This window comes from Fulverythrobacter ferritrahens (assembly GCF_020539485.1).
GTDB lineage: Bacteria > Pseudomonadota > Alphaproteobacteria > Sphingomonadales > Sphingomonadaceae > Andeanibacterium > Andeanibacterium ferritrahens.
Map to the genome: position 1 here is coordinate 1,363,084 of NZ_JACDXU010000001.1, position 24,780 is coordinate 1,387,863.

Below are 24,780 nucleotides of genomic sequence, written 5' to 3' on the forward strand. Positions count from 1 at the left end.
CGCCGCCCATACAGGGTTGCAAATGGCAACCAACGTAAATCCCACGCCCGAAGCCCTCGTTGCCGAACTGGTTCTGCTGCTGGACCTGGAGCCGCGCGGGGGCGATGACCGTTTTCTTGGCCGGAAAAAGAAGGGCGGCATCGGCCGTGTCTTCGGCGGCCAGGCGATTGCCCAGGCGCTCGGCGCGGCCGAACGCACGGTGGACGATAATCGCCACTGCCATTCGCTCCACTGCTATTTTCTGCGGGGCGGCAGCGAGGATTATCCCATCGACTATCAGGTGATGCGGGATTTCGATGGCGGAAGCTTCTCGAACCGCAGAGTGGTGGCCAGCCAGCAAGGCCAGCCGATCCTCAACCTCACCGCGTCTTTCCAGGTCACTCAGCAGGGGCTGGAACATCAATATCAGCAGATGCCGGACGTTCCTGGCCCGGAAGAACTGAAGTCCGACGCGGAACTGCGCCGCGAGATCGCGGATCTGTTACCCAATTTCTATCGCGACCGCCTGTTGCAGCCCTGGCCGATCGACAGCCGTTCGGTGGAACCGCGCGACTGGATGTTCCCCCAGAAGTGCGAACCGCTCAGCCATATCTGGTTCCGCACCGTGGCTGAACTTCCCGACGATCCGCGCGTCCATCGCGCCGTGCTGGCCTATGCCAGCGACATGCACCTGCTGGCCACCAGCACTCGCCCGCACGGCGTCAACTGGTATCGCGGGGAGATAAAGGCAGCCAGCCTCGATCATGCGATCTGGTTCCATGAACCCTTCCGCGCGGATGAATGGCTGCTCTATGTCACGGACAGCCCGTGGGCCGGCGGATCGCGCGGCTTTACGCGCGGCCAGATCTTCAGCCGGGACGGCCGTCTGGTGGCCTCCACCGCGCAAGAAGGCATGATCCGGCCCATCGAACGCGCGCCGAAGCCTTAGGCTCCACTCGCTTCTACAACGCAAATGGCACGAAAGCACTCCGCGCGCCCCTTGCTATATTCCTTGAAACATAGCATACGATATTCCGTCATATACAGCCCTTCGCCATGGAGCGGAGGGCGTTTTTGCAATGAGGGAATAGCGGAAAATGAAACTGCGCCTGCTGGCTTCGGCCTGCCTGATCGCCTGCCTGCCCGTGGCGGCCCCTGTTACGGCCCATGCCGAGGAAGCGGCCGAACAAGCTGACAACACCTTCACCCTTGGCCAGATCGTGGTCACCAGCGCAAAGCCGGAAGGCATTGCGGTGACCGGCGAAACCATGACGGCGGAGGCAATCGAAGCCTTCAACCGCAATCATCTCGACGATGCGGTCAATCTCATGCCGGGCGTCGCAGCCTCCAACAGCGGCGGATCGCGCAATGAACGGCTGATCTATGTACGCGGGTTTGACCGGTTTCAGGTTCCCCTCTCCATCGACGGCATCCGCGTCTATCTTCCTGCCGATAACCGGCTGGATTACGGCCGCTTCCTGACGCCCGACGTATCCGAAATCCAGGTCGCGAAAGGCTATGCCTCGGTGCTCGACGGGCCGGGCGCGATGGGCGGCGCGATCAACCTCGTCACCCGCAAGCCCACCAAGGAACTGGAAGTGGAAGCGCGCGGCACGCTGGAGCTTGACCGGGACGCGGATTACGCCGGCTACAGCGCCTTCGCCCTGCTCGGCACCAGACAAGACCAGTGGTACGCGCAGGCGAGTTATGCCCGCACTTTCCGTGACCATTGGGACCTGCCGAAAGACTTCACGCCAACCGCAACGGAGGATGGCGGCGAGCGCGATTTCAGCCGCACCGAAGACTGGCGCGTAAACGCCAAGATCGGCTTCACCCCCAATGCGAGTGATGAATATTCCATCAGCTACACAAGGCAGGAAGGATCGAAGAACGCGCCGCTGCATATCTCGGATTCGCTCGGCAGCCAGCGTTACTGGAGCTGGCCCTACTGGAATATCGAGAGCTTCTATTTCCTCTCCACCACGGCCCTCAGCGACAATCTGACACTGAAGACGAAGCTCTATCACAACAGCTTCGACAACCTTCTGCGCGGCTTCGACAATCGCAACCAGAACAGCCAGACGCTGACGGCAGGCAAGGTGTTCAACAGCTGGTACGAGGACAAGGCCTATGGCGGCACCGTCCAGCTCGACTACACAACCGAAAGCAACCGGCTGGGCCTTGCCTTCCATTATCGCCGCGACGAACACAGCGAATATTCGCAGTATTTCCCGACCGGCTATATCGAGCCTCCGCAGGCCGATGACGAAGATACGTTCAGCATCGCCATCGAGGATCGCCTGCAGATCAGCCCCTCGCTCAGCGTGACGGGCGGCTTCAGCTATGATTGGCGCAAGCTCTATACGGCGGAGGAATTCACTCTCAACGGCACGCGCAACGGCGGCACTTTGTTCAGCTATCCGCTGGCCGATGCCGATGCGTGGAATGCGCAGGGCCGCGTGGACTGGACGCCGGATGCGGATACCGCCCTGCACCTCTCGCTCAGTTCGCGCACCCGCTTCCCGACCATCTTCGAGCGTTTCAGCTCGCGCTTCGGCGGTGCGACCTCGAATCCGGATCTGAAGAGCGAACGCGCAACCAATCTCGAACTGGGCGGATCGAAGAGCTTCGGCGCCGTCAGGCTGGAAGGCGCGGCCTTCTATTCCTGGCTGGACGACGCCATCGTTTCCTTCCCCTACATCTATCAGACCTGCGACAATGCCACGCCGCCGGTCTGCTCCAACAATGCCGTCAGCCAGAGCCGCAATGTCGGCAAGGGCGAGTATTACGGTGCGGAACTGGCAGTGAGCGTGCAGGCTTCCGCCACGCTGACCCTCGGCGCCAATTATACCTGGACGCAGCGAGACTTCACCGATCCTTCGATCCCCGCTTTCGAGGCAACCGGCGTGCCTACTCACAAGGCCTTCGCCTGGGCCGAATGGCAGCCACTCACCGGACTGAGCATCCTGCCTTCGGTGGAAGTGGCGTCGGACCGTTGGACGGTGAACACCGCAGGCACGCTCTATTACAAGACCGGCGCCTATGTTCAGGCCAATCTGCGTGTCGATTACGAAGTGATCGACGGGGTGACGCTCGGTGCCGGGGTGCGCAACCTGTTTGACGACAATTATACGCTGGTGGACGGTTTCCCCGAACCCGGCCGCAGCTTCTTCCTCACCGCTCGCGCGAGCTATTGAGGATTTTTCCCAAGGTCATGTCACATTGAGGGGTGGCTGCATCGTCACATCGCTGTCTCCAACGAGAAAGGACACAGCGATGAGCAGCCGCCCCCAACCCTTTGCCGCCGCACCCAAGGCAATGGAAGATTTCTTCCGCTTCTCCACCCGCGTTGCGGAAAGCGGGCTTGAGCACAGCCTGCTCGAACTCGTGAAAATCCGCGCATCCCAGATCAATGGCTGCGCCAATTGCCTGAACATGCACACCTCCGATGCCCGCAAGGCGGGGGAGACGGACCAGCGGCTCCACTTGATCGCTGCGTGGCAGGATGCGCCATGCTATACAGATCGCGAGCGCGCCGCCCTCGCCTGGACGGATCACATCACCCAGATTGCCAAGCGGCGCGCCCCTGATGAGGTCTATGCCGGGCTCGATGCCCATTTCGACAAGGAAGAGCAGGTGCAGCTGACCATGGCGATCATCGTCATCAATGGCTGGAACCGGCTGGCAGTGGGCTTCGACATGTTCGACCCGAAGCTGGGCTGGTGAGCACCATGCCCGAACATGCGGCGGCGGCGTTCGAGCAGCACCGGCCGATGCTGCTGCGCGTCGCCTATCGGATGCTCGGCTCCATGGCCGATGCGGAGGATATGGTGCAGGAAGCCTGGCTGCGCTGGGCGCGGGCTGAAAGGGACGCGGTGGAAGTGCCCGCCGCTTTCCTGCGCCGCGTCGTTACGCGCCTGTGTCTCGACCAGCTCAATTCCGCCCGTGCCCGGCGCGAGGAATATTCGGGGCCATGGCTGCCCGAACCCGTGCTGGACGAGGAGCCGGAGGACGATGTCACCCTGCCCCTGATGCTCGCGCTGGAGCGGCTTTCCCCGCTCGAACGCGCGGCCTTCCTGCTGCACGATGTGTTCGGGGAGAGCTTCGAGAGCATTGCCGGGTCGCTCGGCCGCGATGCCGCCGCCTGCCGCCAGCTCGCCACGCGGGCGCGGCGCAATGTGCAGGCGGAGCGGGCGCGCTTCCCCGTGCAGCGCGATGAAGGCCGCCGGATCGCGGAAGCCTTCTTCGCCGCATCCCGCAGCGGGAACACGGCAGCACTCAGCAGCCTGCTGGCAGATCAGGTAAGCTTTTATGCCGATGGCGGGGGCAAGCGCCCTGCCGTGGCGCGTGTGCTGCGCGGGTGCGACATCGTCTCCCGCGCGCTGGCCGCCATTGCCCGCCTCACAGGGCTGCGCCCCACCGGCCAGCCAGAAGCCAGAGTGATCCAATATGGCTTCATCAACGGGTTGCCCGGCTTCGTGACGCAGGAAAGCGACGGAGAAATCCAGACCACTGCCCTGCTGGTTGAGCAAGGCCGCATCCGGGCGATCTATGTGATGCGCAATCCGGACAAGCTGCAAGGCCTCAAGGCCCGGTTGAACTGATCAGGCGGGCCGCAAGACTCCTTCCTCCGTCACCACCGCATCCATCGGTATGTCATAGGATTGCGGATAGATCGTGGGGATCGCCTGCACGCTATAGCCCACGCCGAACAGGCGCGGCTTGTGCGGCAGGAGCGCAGCCAGAGTCCGGTCGAAGAACCCGCCGCCATAGCCGAGGCGGTAGCATTGCGGATCATAGCCCACGACCGGGGCAATCGCGATATCGGGCACCACTTCTGCGCCATCTGCGGGAATGGGGATGTTCCACACGCCCCGCTCCAGCCGGTCGCCCGATTGCCACTGGCGGAACACCAGCGGGTGCGCCTTCTTCACCACAACCGGCAGGGCCGTGATCGCGCCCTTCTCCCGCAGCCGGGCCAGCATCGGCTTGAGGTCCGGCTCGCCCCGGAACGGCCAATAGGCGCTGACCACCAGCCCTGCCGGATCGCCGATCAATTCTTCCAGACGGGCGGCCACGCGCTCGCCCAGTTCGGTCCGCTCTGTCGCGGGGATCGCCATGCGCAGGCCGATCAACCGCTCGCGCTGGGTCTTGCGCCAGCCGTTGAGATCGCCCGGCCCGTCCAGCCCGGCAAAAGCGGGATCGACCTCACCCAGCGAACAGGGCGACGATGCCAGCTCGCGTTGTTCCTCATCGGCCATCCTGAACCTCCCTTCACCCTCTCGGGTGATAGAAATCATAGATCGTCTGCGCCACGGCGGCGCTGACGCCGGGTGCCCGCTGCAGATCCTCCAGCGAGGCCGCCCGCACCTTGCTGGCGGTTCCGAAGTGCAGCAGCAAGGCGCGTTTTCTTGCCGGGCCGATACCGGGGATTTCATCCAGCGGCGAAGCGGTAATCGCCCGGCTGCGCTTGGCGCGATGGGCGCCGATGACATAGCGGTGAACCTCGTCCCGCAGCCGCTGGAGATAGAACAGCAGCGGCGAATTCACCGGCAGCATCTTTTCCCGCCCATCGGGGAAGTGAAACACTTCGCGCCCCTCACGCCCGTGATGCGGCCCCTTGGCAATGGCGATCAGGGGCACGTCCTCGATCCCCAGTTCCTCCAGCGCGTCTTTCACCACGCTCATCTGGCCCTTGCCGCCATCGATCAGAACGAGGTCCGGCCAATTATCGCCATCCCGATCCGGATCTTCTTCCTGCGCGCGGGAAAAGCGACGGGTCATCACTTCGCGCATCATGCCGTAATCGTCATCGGTCTGGGCGGACTTGATGTTGAACTTGCGATACTGGTTCTTGATGAAGCCTTCCGGCCCGGCCACCACCATTGCGCCCACGGCCTTGGTGCCCTGGATATGGCTGTTATCATAGACTTCGATCCGCTCGGGCGGCTCGGGCAGTTCAAGGAAATCGGCCATTTCGCGCAGGATTTTTGCCGTGGTGCTGCTTTCGGCCATGCGCCGGTCCAGCGCCTCCACGGCGTTGCGCGATGCCTGTTCGATCAGCCGCCGCCGGTCGCCGCGCTGGGGAATGGAGATTTCAACCCTGTGTCCGCTGGCGCTGGCCAGAGCCTCGGCCAGCAATTCCCCGCTCTCCATCTCGCGGTCCACCAGCACGAGGCGCGGCGGCGGCACTTCCTCGTAGAATTGGGCGATTACGCCTGCCAGAATGGCATCTTCCTCCACCCCGTCGGTATGGGCGGGGAAGAAGGCCCGGTGGCCCCAGTTCTGGCCGCCGCGAATGAAGAAGGCCTGCACCGCCACATGCCCGCCCTTCACCGCCATGGCGAAGACATCGGCCTCGGCAATGCCCGCGGCATTGATCGCCTGGCTGCCCTGAATGGCAGTGGCGGCGCGCAACCGGTCCCGCAACATCGCCGCCCGCTCGAAGTCCAGCGCCTCTGCCGAGGCTTCCATCTGTTGCTGGATTTCCTGCTGCACGGCAGTGGAACGGCCCCCGAGGAAATCCTTGGCCTGCCGCACCAATTCGCCATAGCCCGCCTCGTCGATCCGGCCCACGCAGGGCGCCGAGCAGCGCTTGATCTGAAAGAGCAGACAAGGCCGGTCCCGCCGGGCAAAAAAGCTGTCCGTGCAGGACCTTAGCAGGAACAGTTTCTGCAACGCATTAATTGTGGAATTCACGGAACCGGCGCTGGCGAAAGGCCCGTAATAATTGCCCTTGGCCTTGCGCGCGCCGCGATGCTTCGTGATGCGGGGGTAATCGTGATCCGCACGCAGCAGGATGAAGGGGAAGCTCTTATCGTCCCGCAGCAGCACATTGTAAGGCGGACGGAAGCGCTTGATCAGCTGGGTTTCCAGCAGCAGCGCTTCGGCCTCGCTATTGGTGGTGACGATTTCCATGCTGCGCGTCTGGCTGACCATGCGCCGCAGCCGGTTCGTCAGCCGTTCCACCTGCGTGTAATTGGAAACGCGGTTCTTCAGCGCGCGGGCCTTGCCCACATAAAGCACATCGCCCCGCGCATCGAGCATCCGGTAAACGCCCGGCTTGGGCTTGAGCACCTTCACCACGGCGCGGATGGCGGCCACGCCCGCCTCTATATCCGGCTGGGCGGAACGCATCGTGTAGGTCGCCCGCTCCTCGTTGAAGCGTTCGGCGCCTCGGGGATCATGGGGAGTGCCGGCGGGGGTCTTGCTCATGCTGGCCAGATAGGAAAGCGGTCGGAAAAGGGAACCGCAAAGGCGCGGAAATCGGTCGAAGTTGACAAGGTTGACAGGGTACAGAGCGCCGACTTCATCCCTCCCCCGGAAAGGGCCGGAACCGGGGCCGAAAGATGCAGGCAGGAAGGCAACGGAATGGTCATAGGCCGCTTATGGCAAGTGGCTGCCCGGTAGGAAAATGAAAAGCAAAGGGGCCGCACGCCCCATGGCGACGGCCCCCTGTCTGCTGGCGGAAACGCCTCCCCGAAGGGAGCGGCCGATCAGAACATTTTGCGGAATTCGATCGAGAAGCTGCGACCCTGCGGATCGAGGAAGCCCGGCTGATAGCGCAGCGGCACATTGCCAGTGGAATCGGTGACTGTGCGATAGGAATCGAACACATTGTCCACGCCCAGCGAAATCCGGCTGCCCTTCAGGAAGGGCACGGAATTGGTCAGGCCGGGCTGCTGGCCAAGATCGGCAAAGACGCGCAGGTCCAGCTTCGCAAGACTGCCGAAATGCAGATCGGTGCTGCCCGGCAGGCCAGTGCCGTCGATCCGGCTGGGGCCGGAATAGCTGGCCGAATAGCGCATGCCGAAGCCGCGATAGAACAAGCCGCCCACCAGCTGCGCCGAATGCCGCACCACACCGCTGCCCGACAGGGCATCGCCATCCAGCAGATCGAGCACGGGCAGGCCTTCGGCGATCTGCACCTCGTTTTCGAGTTCCAGCGTGTAGTTCAGGTTCAGGAACCACCGGCCCCGGCCATCGCCGCCACCGCCCGGCCCGCGGAAGCCGCCCGGACCACCCGGAGGAGGCCCACCGGCGCCCGCCCCCGCAGGCGGGGGCCCGCCTGCCGGGCCACCCGGCGGAGGACCGGCGAAACCGCCACCCTGCCCGCTCTGGCCACCGGCACCCGGCCCGTTGCTGCTGCAGATGCGCTGCTTGAACTGCGCGAACTTCTCCGGGTCCAGATTGCCGTCCGCGCCGCGCAAATTGGCCTGTAGCGGTTCCGGCAGGGCGGAGAGGTCCGGCACTTCCTTGCTGTCCGTCGCGCAGAAACGCTGGCGTATTTCGGCAAAGCGCGCCGGGTCAAAGTTGCCCTGCGGGCCATCGTTGCTGCAAATGCGCTGCTTGGCCTGAGCGAGTTTTTCCTGATCGATCGTGCCGTCGGGCTTCAGGACATTCTGCTTCATGCGCTCCGGCATGGCGGAAATGTCAGGCTCCCCGCCATCGACACACAGTTTCTGGCGTAGTTCCGCGAAGCGCGCCGGATCGAAGCCGCCGCCACCCGGGCCGGCCACGCCGCCTTGGGCCGCGCCATTCGCCGGGGGCGGAGCTTGATCCCCGGCAGCCTGCCCGCCGCGCCCGCCACCGGCCGCATTGCGCGCCATGGCAAAGGGGCTGTTGCCGCCCGCATTGGCATTCGGATTGGCCTTGCCCAGCGAACCGGACAGGTTGAGGCCGAAGCGCAGGCGTGAGGATTTCTGGCTGTCGAAGGTCACCGGGCGCTGGTCGATCGAGACCAGGCGCCCCGTCATGTCGCGCGTGATCCGGTCGGGGAATGCCGCTTCGATCGCCGGGGTCAGCAGTGGGAAGGAGGCGCTGACATCCGAGGAATTGTTGCGGAAATATTCGACCGAGATGTTGGAACGTTCAAGGAAAGGCAGGTCCCAGAAGGCGCCGATGCGAATGTCGCGCTGCTTTTCCTTGGTCAGATTGGGATTGCCGCCGCTGATGATGCTGGCCAGCACGGTTTCGCCGCGCGCCAGATCATAGGTCGGGACATTCAGCGTCACGATTTCGGGGCTGTTGAGCTGGCTGAGGCCGGGCGCGGCATCGCGGGTGATGTAGCTGGCCTGCAGGTTCAGCGTCTCGGTGATCCCCCAGGTGATGCCCGCCGTCCAGTCGGTCAGCGTGCCGAAATCGGAAAGGTGATCGATACCCGCGGTGAAGTTCAGGCTGATGTCGCCCAGCGCGCTCAGCACATCGTCCCGGCGGCTGGTCAGCGGCACGCCCAGATTGAACCCGGCGGAAAGATCCCCGCGCGTCAGGCTGGTTTCCATGCCCGGATTACGGGTATCCTGGCTCTGCACCCGGTTCCACTTGTAGCCAGCATCCAGCGTCAGAGTGACGTCACCGGCCGGAAGGAACAGGGGCGAGCCCATTACCGTCACCAGCGAGCTGGCGGAATCGCTTACCGTCTTGGCAATGTCGAAGCCCGCATCGGCGGTGGAGGGCAGCGGGCCGTCATAGGCCAGCGATCCATCTGCCACCGCATCCTGCAGCACGCTTGGGTCCGCATAGCGGTCAATCTCCGTGGTGCTGCGCGCGCGGCTGGCATCCAAAGTTCCGGTCAGCTGCCAGTCGCCCAGCGGCGCATTCAGCGTGCTGCCGACAGAGATCGTCTCCGTCCGTCCGCGCCGGGCGAGCGGATCGTCCTCGCCATAGGTGCGCAGCAGGCTGACATCCGGATTGTCCGGATCGGTCAGCGTCACCGTGTTCAGGCCGGAAAGGCTGCGGGTGCGACCCCGCTCATAAGTGCCATTGAGCGACAGCGAGCTGCCATTGTCGCCCAGCCGCGTGGTGACATTGCCGGTCAGTTCCAGATCGGAGCTGTCGGCCACCAGGCTGCGGTAATTGGCGGGATTGGGATCGGTCCCCACGCCCGACACGACGGATTGCGGCAAGCCACGCTCCGCCTCGGTCAGCAGGCTGGTATCGTCCCACTGGGCGTTCACGTTGAAGCGGCTGGGCCCGGCGATCTGGAGATAGGTCGCCTCCACCTGCTTGCTGGAAGTGCCACCCGCGCCGGGCTGGCTATATTCGCCTTCCAGTTCGCGGCTGGAAAAATTGTTCTTCAGGATGAAGTTGATCAGCCGCTGGTCGGCGGAAAAGCCGTATTTCTGGGCCACTTCCTCGGGCAGGATTTCCACCTTCTGGATCGCCTCTGGCGGGAAGGAGCGCATTTCGCGGAAGCTGGAAACGCGCATGCCGTTCACCAGGAATACCGGCGGCCCGGAGGAGCGGCCGCGACCGGAACCGGTCTGCGGCGCCAGGGCCGCGACCAGATCCGCGATCGAACTGGCGCCGTAAGCGGCGATATCCGTCTCGTCGAGCACCTGGATCGGCGGCTGGGCCACCTGCACCTGGCCCCGCAGGCTTTCCGCCACCACGACAATCTCGTTATCCTCGCCACTGGCGTCATCAGCCGTATCGGCAGGGTCTTGCGAAACGGCAGCGGGTTGCTGCTGCGCATGGGCGGGAACAGCCGAAACAACGGCAAGGCCGGATATGGCCGACAGCAGGAGGGCGCGGTTCAGGGTCATCGTTGACTTTGTCTTTTTCGTTGAGGTGCAGGGCGTCTAATGCTGGGGTAACGCATCACCCTCAAGCCGCGTTTCGTAACAAATCGTCGCAACTCGATTAATGCCGGATGACCGCCGATAAAACGCAGATCAAACGCGGGAAGCCACCACATCCGACACAGTGTGCGCCGCGGGCTTTCCTTTTTCCCCTTCGCCCGCTATTGCGCGCGCCATATGAAAATCTCAATCCGGAAACTGAACACATATGGCTAAAGAAGAACTCCTCGAAATGCGCGGCAAGGTGGTGGAACTTCTGCCTAACGCGATGTTCCGGGTGGAGCTCGAAAACGGCCATGAAATCCTCGGTCACACTGCCGGCAAGATGCGCAAGAACCGCATCCGCGTGCTGGTGGGGGACGAAGTGCTGGTTGAACTGACGCCCTACGATCTGACGAAGGGCCGCATCACCTATCGCTTCATGCCCGGCCGCGGCGGCCCCGGCCCGCAATAAGGCCGGCGCGTGAGCGCGCCCCGCCCTTCCCCGACGCTGATCCTCGCATCCGCCAGTCCCCGCCGCCGCGAATTGCTCGCGCGGCTGGGAATTGTGCCCGCCGCGATCCGCGCCTCCGATATTGACGAAACCCCGCACCGGGCAGAACTGCCGCGCGCCTATGCCCTGCGCATGGCGCGGGAAAAGGCGCTCGCCTCTCGCCAGATGCTGGAAGAAGGCGAACAGGCCGGCTTCATCCTTTCCGGCGACACCGTAGTGGCCTGTGGGCGCCGCATCCTGCCCAAGGCGGAGGACGAGGGCACAGCCCGCACATGCCTGCATCTGCTGTCCGGTCGTCGCCACCGCGTGCTCTCCGCCGTTGCGCTCCTCGCGCCCGACGGCACCCTGCAGGAAAGGCTGAGCGAAACCGTGGTCCGCTTCAAATCTCTCTCGGCCGAGGAAATCGAAGCCTATGTCGCGGGCGGCGAATGGCACGGCAAGGCTGGCGGATACGCCATACAGGGCGCCGCCGAAGGGCTGATCGCCTGGATCAGCGGCAGCCATTCCGGCGTGATGGGCCTGCCCTTGTTCGAAACCCGCGCGCTCCTCAAATCCGCAGGCTTCGCTCTTGGCTGAATGGCTGGTGGAAGAAGGGATCGGCGAGACTCGCGCGATCCTGATCGAAGGCGATGCCATCGCCGCCGCCCGCATCGACTGGCCCGGTTCGCTCGCCGCGGGGCAGGTGGAAGATGCCCGGCTCATTGCCCGCGCCGCAGGCAGCTCGCGCGGCACGGCCCGTTTCGCCAATGGCGAGGAAGCGCTGGTTGATCGCCTGCCAAAATCCGCCAGCGAAGGCACCGCGATCCGCCTGATCGTCACTCGCGCGGCGATTGGCGAGGTTGGCCGCACGAAGCTCGCCCAGGCCCGCCCGACAGAAGATGCCCCCCGGCCAGCCCCCACTCTGGCGGAGGCGTTGACGCAGGAAGGGCACTCTGTCCGCATCCTCCGCCGCTTCCCCACGGAAGAATGGGACGAACTGCTGGACGAGGCGTTTTCGCGGGAGATCGCATTCTCCGGCGGATCGCTGCTGCTCAGCCCCACACCGGCCATGACCCTGATCGATGTGGACGGCACCTTGCCCCCTGCCCGCCTCGCCCTTGCAGCAGTGCCCGCCATTGCCGCCGCCTTGCGCAGGTTCGACATCGGCGGCTCGGTCGGCGTGGATTTTCCGACATTGGAAGCCAAGGCCGACCGGCGCGCGGTGGACGAGGCGCTGGGCGCTGCACTTGCCCCATGGCCGCATGAGCGCACGGCGATGAATGGCTTCGGCTTCGTCCAGCTCGTCGCGCGTCTTACCCACCCTTCGCTCCTCCAGCGCGCCGCGCGCAACCGCACGGGGCTTGCCGCGCGCCGCTTGCTCCGCCGGGCGGAAGGCGTGATGGAACCCGGCGCCCTGCTCCTCACCTGCCATCCTGCGGTCCGGGCGCAGTTGAAGGCAGAATGGCTGGCCGAGCTGGCGCGCCGTACCGGGCGTGAAATCCGGGTGGAAGGCGATCCCGCCCTTGCCTTGGAAGCGGGCTTCGCGCAGGCGGTGCCATTATGAGCGACGCAGCAAGACATAAACCCTGCCCGATCTGCCGCAAGCCGCAGGTCAAGGAATTCGCCCCCTTCTGCTCAGCCCGCTGCCGCGACCGCGATCTCGCGCGCTGGCTGAACGATGGCTACGCCCTGCCCGGCCCGCCTGTTGACCCGGAAGACATTGCCCGGGAAGAATGAATTTCAAAAAAGGGGATTCTGGCTCTTGCCAAGCCGCCGTCCCTTCGCCATAGGCGCGCTCTCCAACCGCTCGCCGGTCATCTGATGACCGTTGCCGCAGCGAAGCCCGGGTAGCTCAGTTGGTAGAGCACATGACTGAAAATCATGGTGTCGGCGGTTCGATTCCGTCCCCGGGCACCACTTCCCAGATCGCCACCGTCTATTGACGCACTTGTGCAAGCTGCGGTCATCGTCCCTCCCGATTCGGCCAACGGGGAAATGGTCGCCTGACCCCATATTGGCATTATGCCTTTGGAAGGGCCGATCTCTCACAAACCCGCCTCGCAACACATTCCAAGAGAAAGTCTTGGCAAATCGGTTCATCCAGTGCATGCTTTTTGCCGAACACAAAAAGATGGCGGAAAATTCCGCTTGAGGGGATGAATGTCATGGCCAAGCAGTCTCGCCTGCTCCAGGTTTTCTTGCTTTTACCGTCTCTTCTGCTCGGCACCGGGTCCGGTGTCGCCGCGCAGGAGCACAACCATGCCGCCATGGAAGTGGAAGCGGCTCCCAAAACGATCAGATCGCTGCGGTGGTCCGATCCCGCCTCTTGGCCCGAGGGTAAGGTTCCGCAGGAAGGCGATGCCGTCACGATTGCCCGCGACATGGACGTTCTCCTCGACGTCAGCCCGCCCGCATTGCGCAGCCTGACCGTGAGCGGCAAGCTCCGCTTCTCGGACGAACGCGATCTCGAGCTGAAGACCGAATGGATCTACATGCCCGGCGGTGAGCTGGAAATCGGCACCGAAGCCAAGCCGCACACGCGCAAGGCGACGATCACGCTGACCGACAACGTCCCCGAAGAAAACATCAATACGATGGGCGATCGCGGGATCATGATCTTGAGCGGAACGCTGAATCTCCACGGCGACCGGGAAAACAGCTGGACCAAGCTCGCCCGGACGGCAAAGGCCGGCAGCAGCCAGATCGAAGTGCTGGATGCCAGAAGCTGGCGCGTGGGCGACGAGATCGTTCTGGCCTCAACCGACTTCAATCCGCGCCAGGCGGAACGGCGCCACATCACTGCCATCAAGGGCAACGCCCTCACGCTCGACAAGCCACTGGAATATATGCACTTCGGCGAGATTACCTTCGGCGTGGACGAGCGCGGCGAAGTGGGCCTGCTGACGCGCAACATCCGCATCCAGGCTTCGGACGATGCGGAAAAATCCTATTTCGGCGGTCACATCATGGCGATGGCCGGGTCCAAAATGTATGTTTCCGGCATCGAGCTGAACCGCATGGGCCAGCACATGCATCTGGCCCGCTATCCGATCCACTGGCACCTCATCGGCGAAGGCAAGGGCCAGTATATCCGCAACTCCGCCATCCATGACACTTTCAGCCGCTGCGTGACGGTGCATGGCACCAATAATCTGCAGGTGGAAAACAACGTGACCTTCAACACGGTGGGTCACTGCTTCTTCATGGAAGACGGGATCGAAACGGGTAATCAGTTCGTCCGCAATCTGGGCATCCAGACCAAGTGCCATCCCACCCTGCCCTGCGAACCGACCAACCTGACCCTGGCCCATCAGGGCACGGCTGGCCAGAAGGCCAAGCATGTGCTGATCCCTTCGGACAATACTGTTTCCACTTTCTGGATCACCAACCCCGACAACATCTACAGGGACAATGTGGCGGCAGGTTCCGACCAGATCGGCTTCTGGATGGCATTCCCGCAGCATCCGACCGGCCAGTTTGAGGGCACGGAGATCAGCAAGAAGACCTGGCCGGGGCGGACTAAATTGCGGGAGTTCAGCGGCAATACCGCCCATTCCAATTTCGACGGCTTCATGCTGGACCGTGGCCCCAAGCCCGATGGCACATTCGGCATCGCGGGCCCCAACCTGATTGCCTATGCCGATCCCGCCGATACCAACAGCGGCGTGGTTGTGTCGGTCTTCGACAATTTCACCGGTTACAAGAACCGCAACGGCGCCATCTGGGGGAGAGGCGAGTATCACCTCTACACCAATCTGAAACTGGCCGATAACGCCATTGGCTTCACCCATGCGGTCGCCATGCCCGGCATTGCGCCCTACACCTCACGGGTCGTGGACTCGCTGTTCGTGGGCGAGAGCGATAATATCGGCAACCCTACCACCCCCGAAGAAATCGCCTATGGCCGCAGCCTGCCTGCCGCTGCGGCGGATTTCCCGATCCGTGGCTATGAATATTACGATTTCCACCACGAGGTGGAAAACACCACTTTCGTGAACTACCAGGCCAATGACCATCGCGATGCGGGGGCCCTGTCCTATCTGTTGTTCACCAGCTTCGGCATGAGCACCGAAAATTCGGTAAAGGGCCTGAAATTCGTCAATGCCAAGCCGGTCAGCTTCCCGCCGATCCAGCGTCGCTGGGCGTCGGATTACGGGCGCAGCGCTGCCTATAAGAGCGCGGCGTTCCGCGATCTTGACGGCTCGGTCACCGGCACTGCGGGTGCCACTATCGTCATCGACAATGGCATCGCTTCGGATGAAGAAGCCTGCGAGATCAAGGCGAGCTGGGGCGCGGCCATCTGCAAGGGTGACATCGGACGCTTCAGTATCTCCGGAGACTTCAACGGCTTCCAGACCGGGCCCATCACCAACCCGATCATCCTCCAGCGTCATGGCAAGCGTTCCGAATATATCGGGGAAACGACGCTGGGCAGCGGCGCTGAACTGCGGGTCGAGACGGCCAGGGACACTCTGGCGCTCTCCCTGCGGGAAATGGACCAGGGTTCCTTCGTGATCTTCGAGCTTCCCGGCTTCTCCACCGCCGCAGCCGGAACGCAGGAAAGCAGCCTTGCCGCCCTGCGCGCCGCGAACCGGACGTCCTATTTCCAGGATGGCGACACATTGTGGGTCAAGCTCGTGGTTGAAGACGCGGCCCATAAGGGGCCTGTCATCGAAAAGGTCGGCAATCTCACGGCACAGGCCACTATCGAGGTTGCCAGGGAAGGCCTCGGCGGCTGACGGAATGAAAGCCCCCGGCTGCGCGCCGGGGGCTTTCCGGCCTCCACGATAGTTCCGATATCGAAGGGACAGATAACAGCGCGATCTTTTTCAGGTAACGATGCCAAGCCTCTTGCTTGCGCTGCATCGGTTTGTGGCCGATCCCATGGCCCGCCAAGCCGGACCGGAGTTCCCCATTCAATGATGCCCTTGCCCATCCTCGTGCTCACCACTGGCGGAACGATCGACAAGCAATATTTCGACGCGCTGAGCGAATATCAGATCAGCGACAGCATGATCGGGCGAATGCTGGAAATCGCCAGGGTCGCTGCGCCTTACCGCATCGCTTCCCTCATGCGCAAAGACAGCCTGGAACTGACAGATCAGGATCGCGGCCAGATTCGCGCTGCGGTGGAAGATGCGGCGGAAAGCCGGATCGTCATCACGCATGGCACGGACACCATGGCGCAGACCGCACAGGCGCTCGCCGGGATTGAAGGCAAGACCATCGTGCTGGTCGGAGCCCTTGCCCCGGCGCGATTTGCGGAGAGCGACGCCGCATTCAATCTGGGCATGGCATTCGCCACGGTGCAGGCCGCCGCCCCGGGGATCTACATCACGATGAACGGCACGGTTTTCGATGGCCTGAATGTCCGCAAGGATCGCGAACGAGGCACATTCGTGGCGCAGTAAGCCACCCCCGGAGTTCCACTTGCCAATCACCTTTCCCGCGCGCAGCATCCCGGCAAATTGAGAATATTGGGGAGAGCCGCGATGAAACTGAAAGTCCCGCTGGAAGACCGCGTGGAGATCGAGGAATTGATGGCCCGCTATTGCTGGGCGCTGGATACCGGCGATTTCGATGGATATGCCGCTACCTTTGCCGAAGATGGCTGGCTGGCCCACTGGCCGCAGGGCAAATGCGTGGGGCGTGACGGCCTGAAACGCGCGACGGATTCGCTCTGGTATGACCGGCCCAATCATTACCTCGGCCGCCAGCATCGTTTCAGCGCCGTGCTGATGAGCCCGGAAGGCCAGAACGGGGTGCGCATCAAGGCGTTCTGGTCAATCCTGCAGCACGATGTGGTCACTCATGAAAACCGCGTCTTCGGCATGGGCACCTGGGACACGCTGGCCGCCAAGGAGGCAGACGGCGAATGGCGCTTCAAGAGCGTCGATGTCGATCTGTGGATCGAAGGCAACGTGCCCTGGGTAGGCGAAGACCGCGCGTGGGGCACGCCGCCTGTCAGGGCTGCGGAATAGGCGTCTCCGCATGAGGGAACCTCGGGCATCCCCGCAAGCACAGGGGTTCCCGAGTTCAGTCCAGCGGCACCGGGTAAGTGCCGTGCCCTTCAAAGGCGAGGCCATCGCGCAGGCGCAGCACATCCACCCGCTCCGGCCCGCCAGGGTGTCGGAACACGATCAGCAGACTGTCGATCCCGGCCTGAATGCCGGTCAGCTCGAATTGCAGGCCCGGTCGCTCCGCAAGGGCGGCGGTCCAGTAATCGCGCAGGGCGTCCTTACCCCGGATCACACCGCCGCTATCGGGCACTACCCGCGCGGCAAGCGGGGAAGTGAACACAACATCGTCATGGAACAGGCGCAGCACTGCTTCCACATCGTGTGCGTTCCATGCGGCAGTCCAGCGCCGGGCAAATTCTACGGGATCGTCAAGGCCACTCATGGGCCGAACCTAACCGATCATTCTTTGGCGCGGTAGTGACTCCCGCTCCGGATTGGCTAGGGAGTTTGCCTATGACAAAAATCGCGATCATCGGTGCCGGGGCCATGGGGTCCGGCGTGGCCCGCCGCCTTCATGACAATGGCTGCATTGTCCCTACCCTGCTGGAAGGCCGCAGTGCTGCCACGCGCGAGCGGGCCTCGGCTGCGGGAATGACGGAGGCGACGCTGGACGAGATCGCCAGCGCCGATCTGATCCTCTCCATTGTTCCCCCCGCACAGGCGGAAGTCGTTGTCGAAACCCTCGCCCCAGTCTTCGCGCAGGCCAATGTGCCTTTGTTCTGCGACGCCAATGCGCTGAGCCCCGAAACCAAGCACCGCATGGCCGCGCGAGTGAAGGAATTGGGCGGGCGGATGGTGGATGGCGCGATCATCGGCTTCCCCCCGGCAGAAAATTATGATGGGCCGCGCCTCTATGTCTGCGGCAACGGGGCAGCTCAGGTCGCCGCCACGATCAACCCCTTCGGCCTCGATACGCGGGTGCTGGACGGACCGCTGGGCGCCGCCTCCGCGCTCAAGATGTGCTATGGAGGGATCAACAAGGGCGTGATGGGCCTTGTCACCGCCATGCTGCTGGCCGCGCAGCGCCATGGCGCGGATGAGGATCTGCTCAAGGAAATGGGCATCAGCATGGAATGGCTGATGGGCCGCCAGCGCGGCGCCATCCCCACCATGTATCCGCGCGCCTATCGCTGGGATGCTGAGATGCACGAGATTGCCGGTTTTCTCGCTCCAGACGATGCGCCAGCCGCCGCCATCTGGCACGGGCTCGGCGATTTCTTCACCGACCGCGCCCGCGCCTACGAGGCAGGCGAGGAGCTTGAGGCCATCAAGGCGCTCCTCGCCCGGTAGAGATCAGAGGATGCCGAGCGATTCAAACATCGCCAGCATCTCCTCAATCTTGCCATCCCGCTCGGCATTGCGCAGCGGCAGGACGTTGCCGACGAGGTTTTCTTGCGGAGTGGGAACCTTGGCAAAGTTCTCCATCGTCTCGTCGAGGTAATCGGCCAGCGGCATGAAGCCTGCCCGGCTTTCCTGGCCGGGCGTCAGGCCGGTCTGCACCGCGGGCGGCGCAATCTCGATCACTTCCGCCTTGCCCTTCAGCCTGTGGCGCAGCGAAACGGTGTAGGAATGCACCGCCGCCTTGCTGGCGCTGTAAGCGGGGGTGGAAGGCAGCGGAATGAAGGCAAGGCCTGACGATACGGTGCAGATCGTCGCATTCTCCTTGCCTTCCAGCTGCGGGATCAGGCCCTCCACCACGCGGATCGTGCCCATCAGATTGGTGTCGATGATGCGCGCCGCCGTATCGACATCGCCCAATTCGTCATGGGTCATGATCCCGGCGGAATGGATCAGCATGTTGAGCCGCGGATAATCGCGCGCCAGCATCTCCAGCGCGGCGGCAACCGATGCCGGATCGGCCACGTCGAGTTCCAGCCGATGCATGTTCTCGCGCCCGGCAACTGTCTCCGCCAGAGCCGACGCCCTGCGCCCGGCGACAATTACGGTGTTGCCCAGATCATGGAATTTCCGCGCCAGCCCCTGCCCGATGCCCGAGCCGCCGCCGGTGACGAGAATGGTGTTGCCTGTGAGTTTCATGAAATGCCTCCTTCTGTTGAGAGGCAGAGTTACGCCCGAACTCTCCATTTGAAAGAAGGCACCGGAAAGATTTATACTTACCCAAAAGAGAGCGTAAGGATTTTAGCGGATGAGCGAGCACCCCCAACCAGCCGAAACGACCGAGATCGACCCGGCACTGGAAAGGCTGGTGCATGACATGATCGGTCGCGTAGCCGACAAATGGACGCTGCTGATCCTCGAAATCCTGGAAGATAACGGCGAACTGCGCTTCACCGAGATCGGCCGCAAGGTGGAAGGGATCAGCCAGAAGATGCTGACCCAGACCCTGCGCCAGATGGAGCGGGACGGGCTTGTGAAGCGGACCGTCCACCCCGTCATCCCGCCCAAGGTTGAATATAGACTGACGGAGCTCGGCCACTCGCTGAGCTATGCCTTTTGCGGCGTATGGACCTGGGCCGAAACGAACATCGGCAAGGTGGAGGCAGCGCGCGCCGCATTCGACGCGCGGTAGTAACCCTTGCAATTGCCTCGGCGCTGGAGAGCGCCTCGCCCCTTTGTCAGCGGCGCTTGTAATAAGCGGCACGCGTATTGGCCCACACGGTCTGGATCAGGCCGGCCAATGCGAGCAACACGCCCCACAGCGCCCATTGCGGATCGCCCGCCATGAAGCTGTTGAGGAAGGCGATATTGAAACCCTGCAGAATCCAGACGCATCCCATCGCGACCATGAGCAGCCCCATGATCGTGCTGATGGCTCGCCCTGCGCCGTTGAAAAGTTCACCCATGATAATCGCTCCTCCCGTTCTGTCTTTTATGCCGCTTGCGGCGTGAAGCTCAGCGCGACGCCGTTCATGCAATAGCGCAAGCCGGTGGGCTGCGGCCCGTCCTTGAAGACATGGCCGAGATGGCCGCCGCAGGTCTTGCAGAGAACTTCGGTCCGAACCATTCCGAGCTTGTGGTCGGCACGTTCGACAATCGCTCCCGGCAATACGTCCCAGAAACTCGGCCAGCCGGTGCGGCTGTCATATTTCGTTTCAGAGGCGAACAAAGGACTGGCGCATCCGGCGCAGGAGAAAATCCCCCGGCGCTGCTCCTTCAGCAAGGCGCTGCTATAGGGCGCCTCCGTCGCGCCCTCCCGCAGGACCCGATAGGCTTCCGCGCTCAGCATCGAACGCCATTCGCCCTCGCTGTGACGGACAGGGAAATTGCCCGGAGAGGGCTCGGTTTCGCCCTGCGACAAGGCGAAGCGGGTGGCAATCGCGGCTGCGATCACGCCCACGCTTGCCATGCCGATCAGTTCGCGGCGCGTCATTGCGGAATACCGGGCAGAAGCATGTACCGGGCCCTCTCGCGGGAAAGCCGATATGTGCCTCAGCCCGGCAGGCCTGTCCACTTGCCCCGACGGGCAATCAGAAATCCGCCGCCAGTTCCAGCCCTAGTACCCGGCCCTTGAAGATAGGGGAGAACGTGCCCGCAGCCGGATGCGGATCGAAGGGGCGGTTATTGCCGTCCGAATAGGTGCCGCCAGCAAAGCCCAGCTGTGTATCGCCACCGAACTGCACTTCATCCAGCAGATTGCGGCCATAGAGCGTCAGGGTCAGCCCTGAATCCGCCAGCTTCAGCGCCAGGCTGGCATCCAGCCGGTCGGAGGCGGAATTATAGCCCCAGTTGTTGTCCGTATAGGCATAGGCGGAACGGTGCTGGAAGAAGGCGTTGGCCACCAGCGTGCCGAGGCCGCCCACGCCCACTTCATAACGCGCACTGCCGCCCCAGGTCCATTTGGGCGCGCGCGGCAGGGCCAGATCGAGGTCGGCCGCGTCGATCACATTGTCCGAATTGAGATCGAAATAGATCCGGCGATATTCCGCATCGGTATAGCCGACATTGGCGGACAGGGTCAGCCCGGTGGCGGGGGCCAGCTGAGCCTCTACCTCGCCCCCACGAATGCGTGCGTCAGCGGTGTTGTAAACCGATTGGGCAAGGCCCGAGGTCAGGCTGGGCACGTTCACTTCGCGCTGCAACCCGCCGATGTCGGTCCAGAACAGTGCGGCGCTGAGGCGGGCGACACCATTGGCAGATTGCCACTTCGCCCCTGCCTCATAGCTGTCGACCTGTTCTTCGTCGAAGGCAGGCGAGCCGAGTTCGGCAGCGATCTGCTCGAAGGCGGCGGGTTGCGTGATGCGCAAATTGTAGCCGCCGGAACGGAAACCGCGCGTCCAGCTGGCGTAAAGAGTGCTCTCCTCCGAAGGCTTGTAGGCCAGCGCCACGCGGGGCGAGAGGCTGTTCCAGGCGCGCTTGTCGGTAAAGCCGTTATTCTCGCCCGCAACGCGCTGCCCGCTGGTGGGGCAGGTTGCTTCAATGGCCGAGCATTCATCGCGCGGGCGGACATAGGTGATCGCCGCGCTCTTTTCCTCGCGCGACCAGCGCAGCCCGGCGGTGAGCGTCAGATCGGACGTCAGTGCGTAATCGGCCTGCCCATAAATCCCGTAAACGTCATGCGCCTGCCGCCCGCCGCCATAGGATTTGATTGCCTGCCCCATCCCCGTGAGGTCACGCCCTTCATCGTAACCCACATCCTGATGGAAGATATAGGCACCCGTAGTGATCGTCAGCGCGCCATAATCCGCGGCATAATAGAGTTCGTTCGACCATTGCTCCTGGTTCGTCCCGGTGTCCGAATGGAACAGGTGGACGGGCGAAGAATCGATGTCGTTGCGGGTGGAAAGATCATATTTGCGCCAGCCGAAGATATTGGTCAGCTTGCCCCGGCCCAGCTCATATTCGCCGCGTGCGGTGATCGATCCGCCCTCGCTGCGGTAGAAGCCCGGCTCGTCCAGCGAAACGTCGAAGCTGTCGCGGGGGTGCTGGCCGTTATTATGGCCGACTGCGCCCTGCCCCGTGCTTTTGGTCCATTCGCCCTTGATCGTCAGCGTCAGGCGTTCCGCGGGGCGCAGGGCAAGGCCGCCGCGCAGCACGGTAGTCTCCTCCTCGCCCAGATCGCCGCCATCGTAGAGGTTCCTGAAATAGCCGCCGTCACTGGTGTGCAGCGCGGCGAGCCGGATCGCGATCTGGTCGGAAAGCGGACCCGACACGACCGCCCGCGCGGTGATCAGCGGATCGCCCCGCCCTGCATCTACCGGGCCTTCCACGGCCATGCGCAGATGGCCTTCCCATTCCCAGCTGGGATCGGCGGTAGTGACCAGCACTGCCCCGCCCGTGGTGTTACGCCCGAAGGCCACGCCCTGCGGGCCGCGCAGCACGTCCACCTGTTCCACATCCAGCATGTCGAACACGCTGCCCGCGTTGATCCCCGTATAGACGCCGTCCACGAACAGCCCCACCGCCGGATCGATCGAAGGGATCGAGCTATTGATGCCCAACCCTCTGATGGCGAAATTCGCCACGCCCTTGAACGTGCCGATAGGGTCCAGCGAGACATTGGGGCTGGCATAGCTGAGGGTGGAGAGATCCTGCACCTTGCGGTCATCCAGCGCGGCCTTGTCGATCGCCACAACGCTGCCGGCATAATCCAGCTGAGCGGCCCCCGGCTCCTTGGCGGAAACGATGATAACGCTCCGCTCTGCCTCGGGCGCAATGGCCTCTTCGGCGTAAGCCGTAGCGGGAAGCACAAGGAAAGCGGCTATGGCGAGGGCGGAAACAGCACCCGGATTGCGCGGCTGCGACATTGTTCTTTTCTCCCACGCAACCGGCCCAAATTGCGGCCGGGCGTTTCGCGCGCCCCTCTGGCGGCACCGCGCCACCCTGTCAATTGACGCTACGGAAACCTCGGTTCTTTAGAGAAAAACCCGCTCGACTGGTGGCAATTCTGCCGCACCGGGCTGCTCTGCCCAATGCGCCATGTTGAACACCGCGCCAGACTGGCGAACCCTTGCCACACGCTCCGGATCGATCTCGGCGATCACCCATTGCGCGGCATCGAGAGTGCCGCTGGCCAGCACGCCGTCATCTGGAAAGCCCAGGTCGGGCGGGCCATAAATCCCGGCCATGCCACGATTTTCATCCACTGCGGGAGACCATTGCGCCATGCCCACCGTCGGGGCCTGCACTGTGTAGCACTGCCCTTCCAGCGCCCGCGCCATCGCCCCGATCCGCACCCGGTTGTAACCGGCCAGCGTATCGGTGCAGCTCGGCACCAGGATCAAATCGGCCCCGGCTTCCACCAGCGCGCGGCCCAGCAGGGGAAATTCGCTGTCATAGCAGATCAGAATGCCGAGCCGACCCAGCTCCGTCTCGAACAGGCGCAGCGGGCCGCCGGAATGGACGCCCCAATGCTCACGTTCAAACCGGGTCATCACCAGCTTTTCCTGCACCCCCACCGCCCCGCCGGGGGTGAACAGACACGCGGCATTGCGATATTGGCCATCGCGCAGCACGGGTATGCTGGCCGCCAGAATATGGAGCCCGAACTGCCGCGCCAGTTCGGCGTGGAGCGCATCGACCTGTGGTGCCAGCGAGGCGACGAAACGCAGCGACCCGTCCAGATCGCCCATCGTCGCCTCCTCCAGCGAGGCCAGTTCCATCGCCCCATATTCGGGAAACACCGCGAGCGAGGCCCCCGTTCCGGCGGCCTCCCTGACCCAGCCCGTCACCTTGGCAACATAGGCGTCCCAGCTATCCAGCCGGTCGATCGGATATTGGGCAGCGGCGACAGTAAAGCTCACAGGCTGCGCATCCAATATTGCATGGGCTTCAGGCTCTCGTCCTGTTCTCCATGTTCCTTCCAGGCGAGTTGCGTCACCATGCCTTCCACGGGCGAATAGCCGCGCTTGCGCCAGAAGGGGTCGAGCGGGCTGTAGCCTTCGGGCCGCGCCGGGTGGTCATCCGCCCGGATAACGGCAGCAAAGCAGGCCCGATCGGCGCCTGCGGCCCTTGCCGCTGCTTCCCGATAATCGAAAAAGGCATGGCCAATGCCATGGCCGCGATATTCCGGCAGCAGCACACTCTCCCCGAAATAGAACAGCCCCGCCGTGTCGATACCCTTATCCTCGAACACCTGCCGGAACTCCGCCTTCTGCGCCCACATGGGCGAAGCCGTGGCCGCCCCGATCACCCGGTCGCCATCGAAAGCGGCGACCAGCACAGCGTCGGGCGCGGCGGCGAATTCTTTCAGATAGTCCGCCTCATATTCCTCGTCCCCATCGTAAAGATAAGGAAAGGCCGCGAAGACCGCGATGCGCAAAGCGGCCAGATCCTTGAGACAAGCGGCGATTTCCTCGCCCGCCAGGGGACGGACGGCAACGCTCATCCGCCCACCTGCCTGATCCAGTCCTCCAGATTGTAATAGACGGTGACGCGCGAAATCAGTCCGCCCGAAATCTCGAAGAAAGCCCCGGCGGGCAGGACGTATTTCTGGCCCGCCGCCTCGGGCAGGCCCTCGTCCGTCGCCAGATATTCGCCATGCACGATGAATTCGGCCGCTGCTCGCGTGCCTTCGTCATTCGCCATGATCGCGATGTCGGTCAGCTTTTCGGCGTAGCAGCGATCCATATGAGCGAGGAAGGCGCGGAAGGCCTCCTTGCCCTGCTGCCGGGCGCCCTGATTGATGTCATGTGCCACATCATCCGACAGGCAGGCGAGCATCCCCTCGCCATCGCCGGAATTGAACGCGGCATAATAGGTTTCCAGCAGCGTCAGTGCCTCGGCGCGGGCCATGAAATTCTCCCTGTAAGGTCGCGGATAAGCTCCCCGC

The 24,780-nt window shown here is 63.4% G+C and carries 24 protein-coding genes and 1 tRNA gene; 14 read left to right on the top strand and 11 right to left on the bottom strand.

The features are described 5' to 3' along the window. Nucleotides 1-22 precede the first annotated feature (22 nt). The 4 genes from H0274_RS06655 to H0274_RS06670 all read left to right on the top strand — a co-directional run bounded on the left by H0274_RS06655 (nucleotide 23) and on the right by H0274_RS06670 (nucleotide 4,583). Nucleotides 23-928 carry an acyl-CoA thioesterase gene (locus H0274_RS06655; RefSeq protein ID WP_226794128.1) on the top strand — a complete coding sequence of 302 codons (906 nt, stop codon included), beginning with the start codon at nucleotides 23-25 and terminating at the stop codon, nucleotides 926-928. A 148-nt stretch (nucleotides 929-1,076) separates the two neighbouring features. After that, nucleotides 1,077-3,176 carry a TonB-dependent receptor plug domain-containing protein gene (locus H0274_RS06660; RefSeq protein ID WP_226794129.1) on the top strand — a complete coding sequence of 700 codons (2,100 nt, stop codon included), beginning with the start codon at nucleotides 1,077-1,079 and terminating at the stop codon, nucleotides 3,174-3,176. 79 nt (nucleotides 3,177-3,255) lie between these two features. Then, on the top strand, nucleotides 3,256-3,705 hold the full coding sequence (locus tag H0274_RS06665; protein WP_226794130.1) for a carboxymuconolactone decarboxylase family protein: 450 nt from the start codon (nucleotides 3,256-3,258) through the stop codon (nucleotides 3,703-3,705). A 5-nt stretch (nucleotides 3,706-3,710) separates the two neighbouring features. Further along, nucleotides 3,711-4,583, top strand: coding sequence for a sigma-70 family RNA polymerase sigma factor (locus H0274_RS06670; protein WP_226794466.1), 873 nt, complete (start codon nucleotides 3,711-3,713; stop codon nucleotides 4,581-4,583). On the opposite strand, the gene H0274_RS06675 is transcribed toward H0274_RS06670, so the two are convergent. From H0274_RS06675 to H0274_RS06685, 3 genes are all read right to left on the bottom strand, one after another. Continuing rightward, on the bottom strand, nucleotides 4,584-5,240 hold the full coding sequence (locus H0274_RS06675) for a 5-formyltetrahydrofolate cyclo-ligase (protein ID WP_226794131.1): 657 nt from the start codon (nucleotides 5,238-5,240) through the stop codon (nucleotides 4,584-4,586). A 13-nt stretch (nucleotides 5,241-5,253) separates the two neighbouring features. Continuing rightward, entirely contained in the window at nucleotides 5,254-7,194 is a 1,941-nt protein-coding gene (gene uvrC, locus H0274_RS06680) for an excinuclease ABC subunit UvrC (RefSeq protein WP_226794132.1), read from the bottom strand. A gap of 281 nt (nucleotides 7,195-7,475) precedes the next feature. Then, nucleotides 7,476-10,523: a TonB-dependent receptor plug domain-containing protein gene (locus H0274_RS06685; RefSeq protein WP_226794133.1), complete on the bottom strand. Its 3,048-nt coding sequence runs from the start codon at nucleotides 10,521-10,523 to the stop codon at nucleotides 7,476-7,478. Between the two features lie 244 nt (nucleotides 10,524-10,767). Here H0274_RS06685 and infA point away from each other — a divergent pair, with 244 nt between their 5' ends. From infA to H0274_RS06725, 8 genes are all read left to right on the top strand, one after another. After that, nucleotides 10,768-11,013: a translation initiation factor IF-1 gene (infA, locus tag H0274_RS06690; RefSeq protein ID WP_021689091.1), complete on the top strand. Its 246-nt coding sequence runs from the start codon at nucleotides 10,768-10,770 to the stop codon at nucleotides 11,011-11,013. A gap of 9 nt (nucleotides 11,014-11,022) precedes the next feature. Beyond that, nucleotides 11,023-11,628, top strand: coding sequence for a Maf family protein (locus H0274_RS06695; protein WP_226794134.1), 606 nt, complete (start codon nucleotides 11,023-11,025; stop codon nucleotides 11,626-11,628). Then, on the top strand, nucleotides 11,621-12,595 hold the full coding sequence (locus H0274_RS06700) for a ribonuclease E/G (protein ID WP_226794135.1): 975 nt from the start codon (nucleotides 11,621-11,623) through the stop codon (nucleotides 12,593-12,595). Before H0274_RS06695 ends, H0274_RS06700 begins: the two co-directional genes overlap by 8 nt. After that, nucleotides 12,592-12,768 (top strand): DNA gyrase inhibitor YacG, encoded by a 177-nt coding sequence (locus tag H0274_RS06705; protein WP_226794136.1) that lies wholly within the window; start codon nucleotides 12,592-12,594, stop codon nucleotides 12,766-12,768. Before H0274_RS06700 ends, H0274_RS06705 begins: the two co-directional genes overlap by 4 nt. A gap of 104 nt (nucleotides 12,769-12,872) precedes the next feature. Beyond that, nucleotides 12,873-12,948 (top strand) — tRNA-Phe (locus tag H0274_RS06710). A gap of 248 nt (nucleotides 12,949-13,196) precedes the next feature. Beyond that, nucleotides 13,197-15,770, top strand: coding sequence for a G8 domain-containing protein (locus tag H0274_RS06715; protein ID WP_226794137.1), 2,574 nt, complete (start codon nucleotides 13,197-13,199; stop codon nucleotides 15,768-15,770). A 180-nt stretch (nucleotides 15,771-15,950) separates the two neighbouring features. After that, nucleotides 15,951-16,442, top strand: coding sequence for an asparaginase domain-containing protein (locus tag H0274_RS06720; RefSeq protein WP_226794138.1), 492 nt, complete (start codon nucleotides 15,951-15,953; stop codon nucleotides 16,440-16,442). An 81-nt stretch (nucleotides 16,443-16,523) separates the two neighbouring features. After that, the gene (locus H0274_RS06725; RefSeq protein ID WP_226794139.1) at nucleotides 16,524-17,012 is read left to right on the top strand and encodes a nuclear transport factor 2 family protein; all 489 of its coding nucleotides are present in this window, start codon (nucleotides 16,524-16,526) and stop codon (nucleotides 17,010-17,012) included. 55 nt (nucleotides 17,013-17,067) lie between these two features. Here H0274_RS06725 and H0274_RS06730 read toward each other — a convergent pair whose 3' ends face one another. Then, entirely contained in the window at nucleotides 17,068-17,433 is a 366-nt protein-coding gene (locus H0274_RS06730; protein ID WP_226794140.1) for a nuclear transport factor 2 family protein, read from the bottom strand. A gap of 71 nt (nucleotides 17,434-17,504) precedes the next feature. On the opposite strand from H0274_RS06730, the gene H0274_RS06735 reads away from it, so the two are divergent. Further along, complete coding sequence (locus tag H0274_RS06735; RefSeq protein ID WP_226794141.1) at nucleotides 17,505-18,341, top strand: NAD(P)-dependent oxidoreductase; 837 nt, start codon at nucleotides 17,505-17,507, stop codon at nucleotides 18,339-18,341. 3 nt (nucleotides 18,342-18,344) lie between these two features. Here the strand turns inward: H0274_RS06735 and H0274_RS06740 are convergent, their stop codons facing one another. Beyond that, a complete protein-coding gene (locus tag H0274_RS06740) occupies nucleotides 18,345-19,088 on the bottom strand; it encodes an SDR family oxidoreductase (protein WP_226794142.1) in 744 nt (247 codons plus the stop codon). Nucleotides 19,089-19,197: 109 nt separating this feature from the next. On the opposite strand from H0274_RS06740, the gene H0274_RS06745 reads away from it, so the two are divergent. Then, nucleotides 19,198-19,581, top strand: a complete 384-nt coding sequence (locus tag H0274_RS06745) for a winged helix-turn-helix transcriptional regulator (RefSeq protein WP_226794143.1) — start codon at nucleotides 19,198-19,200, stop codon at nucleotides 19,579-19,581. 46 nt (nucleotides 19,582-19,627) lie between these two features. Here the strand turns inward: H0274_RS06745 and H0274_RS06750 are convergent, their stop codons facing one another. From H0274_RS06750 to H0274_RS06775, 6 genes are all read right to left on the bottom strand, one after another. Further along, entirely contained in the window at nucleotides 19,628-19,855 is a 228-nt protein-coding gene (locus H0274_RS06750; RefSeq protein ID WP_226794144.1) for a hypothetical protein, read from the bottom strand. Nucleotides 19,856-19,881: 26 nt separating this feature from the next. Continuing rightward, the gene (gene msrB / locus H0274_RS06755; protein WP_226794145.1) at nucleotides 19,882-20,382 is read right to left on the bottom strand and encodes a peptide-methionine (R)-S-oxide reductase MsrB; all 501 of its coding nucleotides are present in this window, start codon (nucleotides 20,380-20,382) and stop codon (nucleotides 19,882-19,884) included. 97 nt (nucleotides 20,383-20,479) lie between these two features. Beyond that, entirely contained in the window at nucleotides 20,480-22,756 is a 2,277-nt protein-coding gene (locus H0274_RS06760) for a TonB-dependent receptor (RefSeq protein WP_226794146.1), read from the bottom strand. Between the two features lie 108 nt (nucleotides 22,757-22,864). Beyond that, on the bottom strand, nucleotides 22,865-23,752 hold the full coding sequence (locus H0274_RS06765) for a carbon-nitrogen hydrolase family protein (RefSeq protein WP_226794147.1): 888 nt from the start codon (nucleotides 23,750-23,752) through the stop codon (nucleotides 22,865-22,867). Further along, on the bottom strand, nucleotides 23,749-24,336 hold the full coding sequence (locus H0274_RS06770) for a GNAT family N-acetyltransferase (protein WP_226794148.1): 588 nt from the start codon (nucleotides 24,334-24,336) through the stop codon (nucleotides 23,749-23,751). The genes H0274_RS06765 and H0274_RS06770 overlap by 4 nt, the downstream gene beginning before the upstream one ends. Continuing rightward, a complete protein-coding gene (locus tag H0274_RS06775; RefSeq protein ID WP_226794149.1) occupies nucleotides 24,333-24,743 on the bottom strand; it encodes a ketosteroid isomerase-related protein in 411 nt (136 codons plus the stop codon). The genes H0274_RS06770 and H0274_RS06775 overlap by 4 nt, the downstream gene beginning before the upstream one ends. Nucleotides 24,744-24,780 lie beyond the last annotated feature (37 nt).

Bases quoted from the DNA above. Each gene is read 5' to 3' on its own strand.
- H0274_RS06655 (WP_226794128.1), top strand. From the start codon at position 23: ATGGCAACCAACGTAAATCCCACGCCCGAAGCCCTCGTTGCCGAACTG.
- H0274_RS06660 (WP_226794129.1), top strand. From the start codon at position 1,077: ATGAAACTGCGCCTGCTGGCTTCGGCCTGCCTGATCGCCTGCCTGCCC.
- H0274_RS06665 (WP_226794130.1), top strand. From the start codon at position 3,256: ATGAGCAGCCGCCCCCAACCCTTTGCCGCCGCACCCAAGGCAATGGAA.
- H0274_RS06670 (WP_226794466.1), top strand. From the start codon at position 3,711: ATGCCCGAACATGCGGCGGCGGCGTTCGAGCAGCACCGGCCGATGCTG.
- H0274_RS06675 (WP_226794131.1), bottom strand. From the start codon at position 5,240: ATGGCCGATGAGGAACAACGCGAGCTGGCATCGTCGCCCTGTTCGCTG.
- uvrC (WP_226794132.1), bottom strand. From the start codon at position 7,194: ATGAGCAAGACCCCCGCCGGCACTCCCCATGATCCCCGAGGCGCCGAA.
- H0274_RS06685 (WP_226794133.1), bottom strand. From the start codon at position 10,523: ATGACCCTGAACCGCGCCCTCCTGCTGTCGGCCATATCCGGCCTTGCC.
- infA (WP_021689091.1), top strand. From the start codon at position 10,768: ATGGCTAAAGAAGAACTCCTCGAAATGCGCGGCAAGGTGGTGGAACTT.
- H0274_RS06705 (WP_226794136.1), top strand. From the start codon at position 12,592: ATGAGCGACGCAGCAAGACATAAACCCTGCCCGATCTGCCGCAAGCCG.
- H0274_RS06715 (WP_226794137.1), top strand. From the start codon at position 13,197: ATGGCCAAGCAGTCTCGCCTGCTCCAGGTTTTCTTGCTTTTACCGTCT.
- H0274_RS06720 (WP_226794138.1), top strand. From the start codon at position 15,951: ATGATGCCCTTGCCCATCCTCGTGCTCACCACTGGCGGAACGATCGAC.
- H0274_RS06725 (WP_226794139.1), top strand. From the start codon at position 16,524: ATGAAACTGAAAGTCCCGCTGGAAGACCGCGTGGAGATCGAGGAATTG.
- H0274_RS06730 (WP_226794140.1), bottom strand. From the start codon at position 17,433: ATGAGTGGCCTTGACGATCCCGTAGAATTTGCCCGGCGCTGGACTGCC.
- H0274_RS06735 (WP_226794141.1), top strand. From the start codon at position 17,505: ATGACAAAAATCGCGATCATCGGTGCCGGGGCCATGGGGTCCGGCGTG.
- H0274_RS06740 (WP_226794142.1), bottom strand. From the start codon at position 19,088: ATGAAACTCACAGGCAACACCATTCTCGTCACCGGCGGCGGCTCGGGC.
- H0274_RS06745 (WP_226794143.1), top strand. From the start codon at position 19,198: ATGAGCGAGCACCCCCAACCAGCCGAAACGACCGAGATCGACCCGGCA.
- H0274_RS06750 (WP_226794144.1), bottom strand. From the start codon at position 19,855: ATGGGTGAACTTTTCAACGGCGCAGGGCGAGCCATCAGCACGATCATG.
- msrB (WP_226794145.1), bottom strand. From the start codon at position 20,382: ATGACGCGCCGCGAACTGATCGGCATGGCAAGCGTGGGCGTGATCGCA.
- H0274_RS06760 (WP_226794146.1), bottom strand. From the start codon at position 22,756: ATGTCGCAGCCGCGCAATCCGGGTGCTGTTTCCGCCCTCGCCATAGCC.
- H0274_RS06770 (WP_226794148.1), bottom strand. From the start codon at position 24,336: ATGAGCGTTGCCGTCCGTCCCCTGGCGGGCGAGGAAATCGCCGCTTGT.
- H0274_RS06775 (WP_226794149.1), bottom strand. From the start codon at position 24,743: ATGGCCCGCGCCGAGGCACTGACGCTGCTGGAAACCTATTATGCCGCG.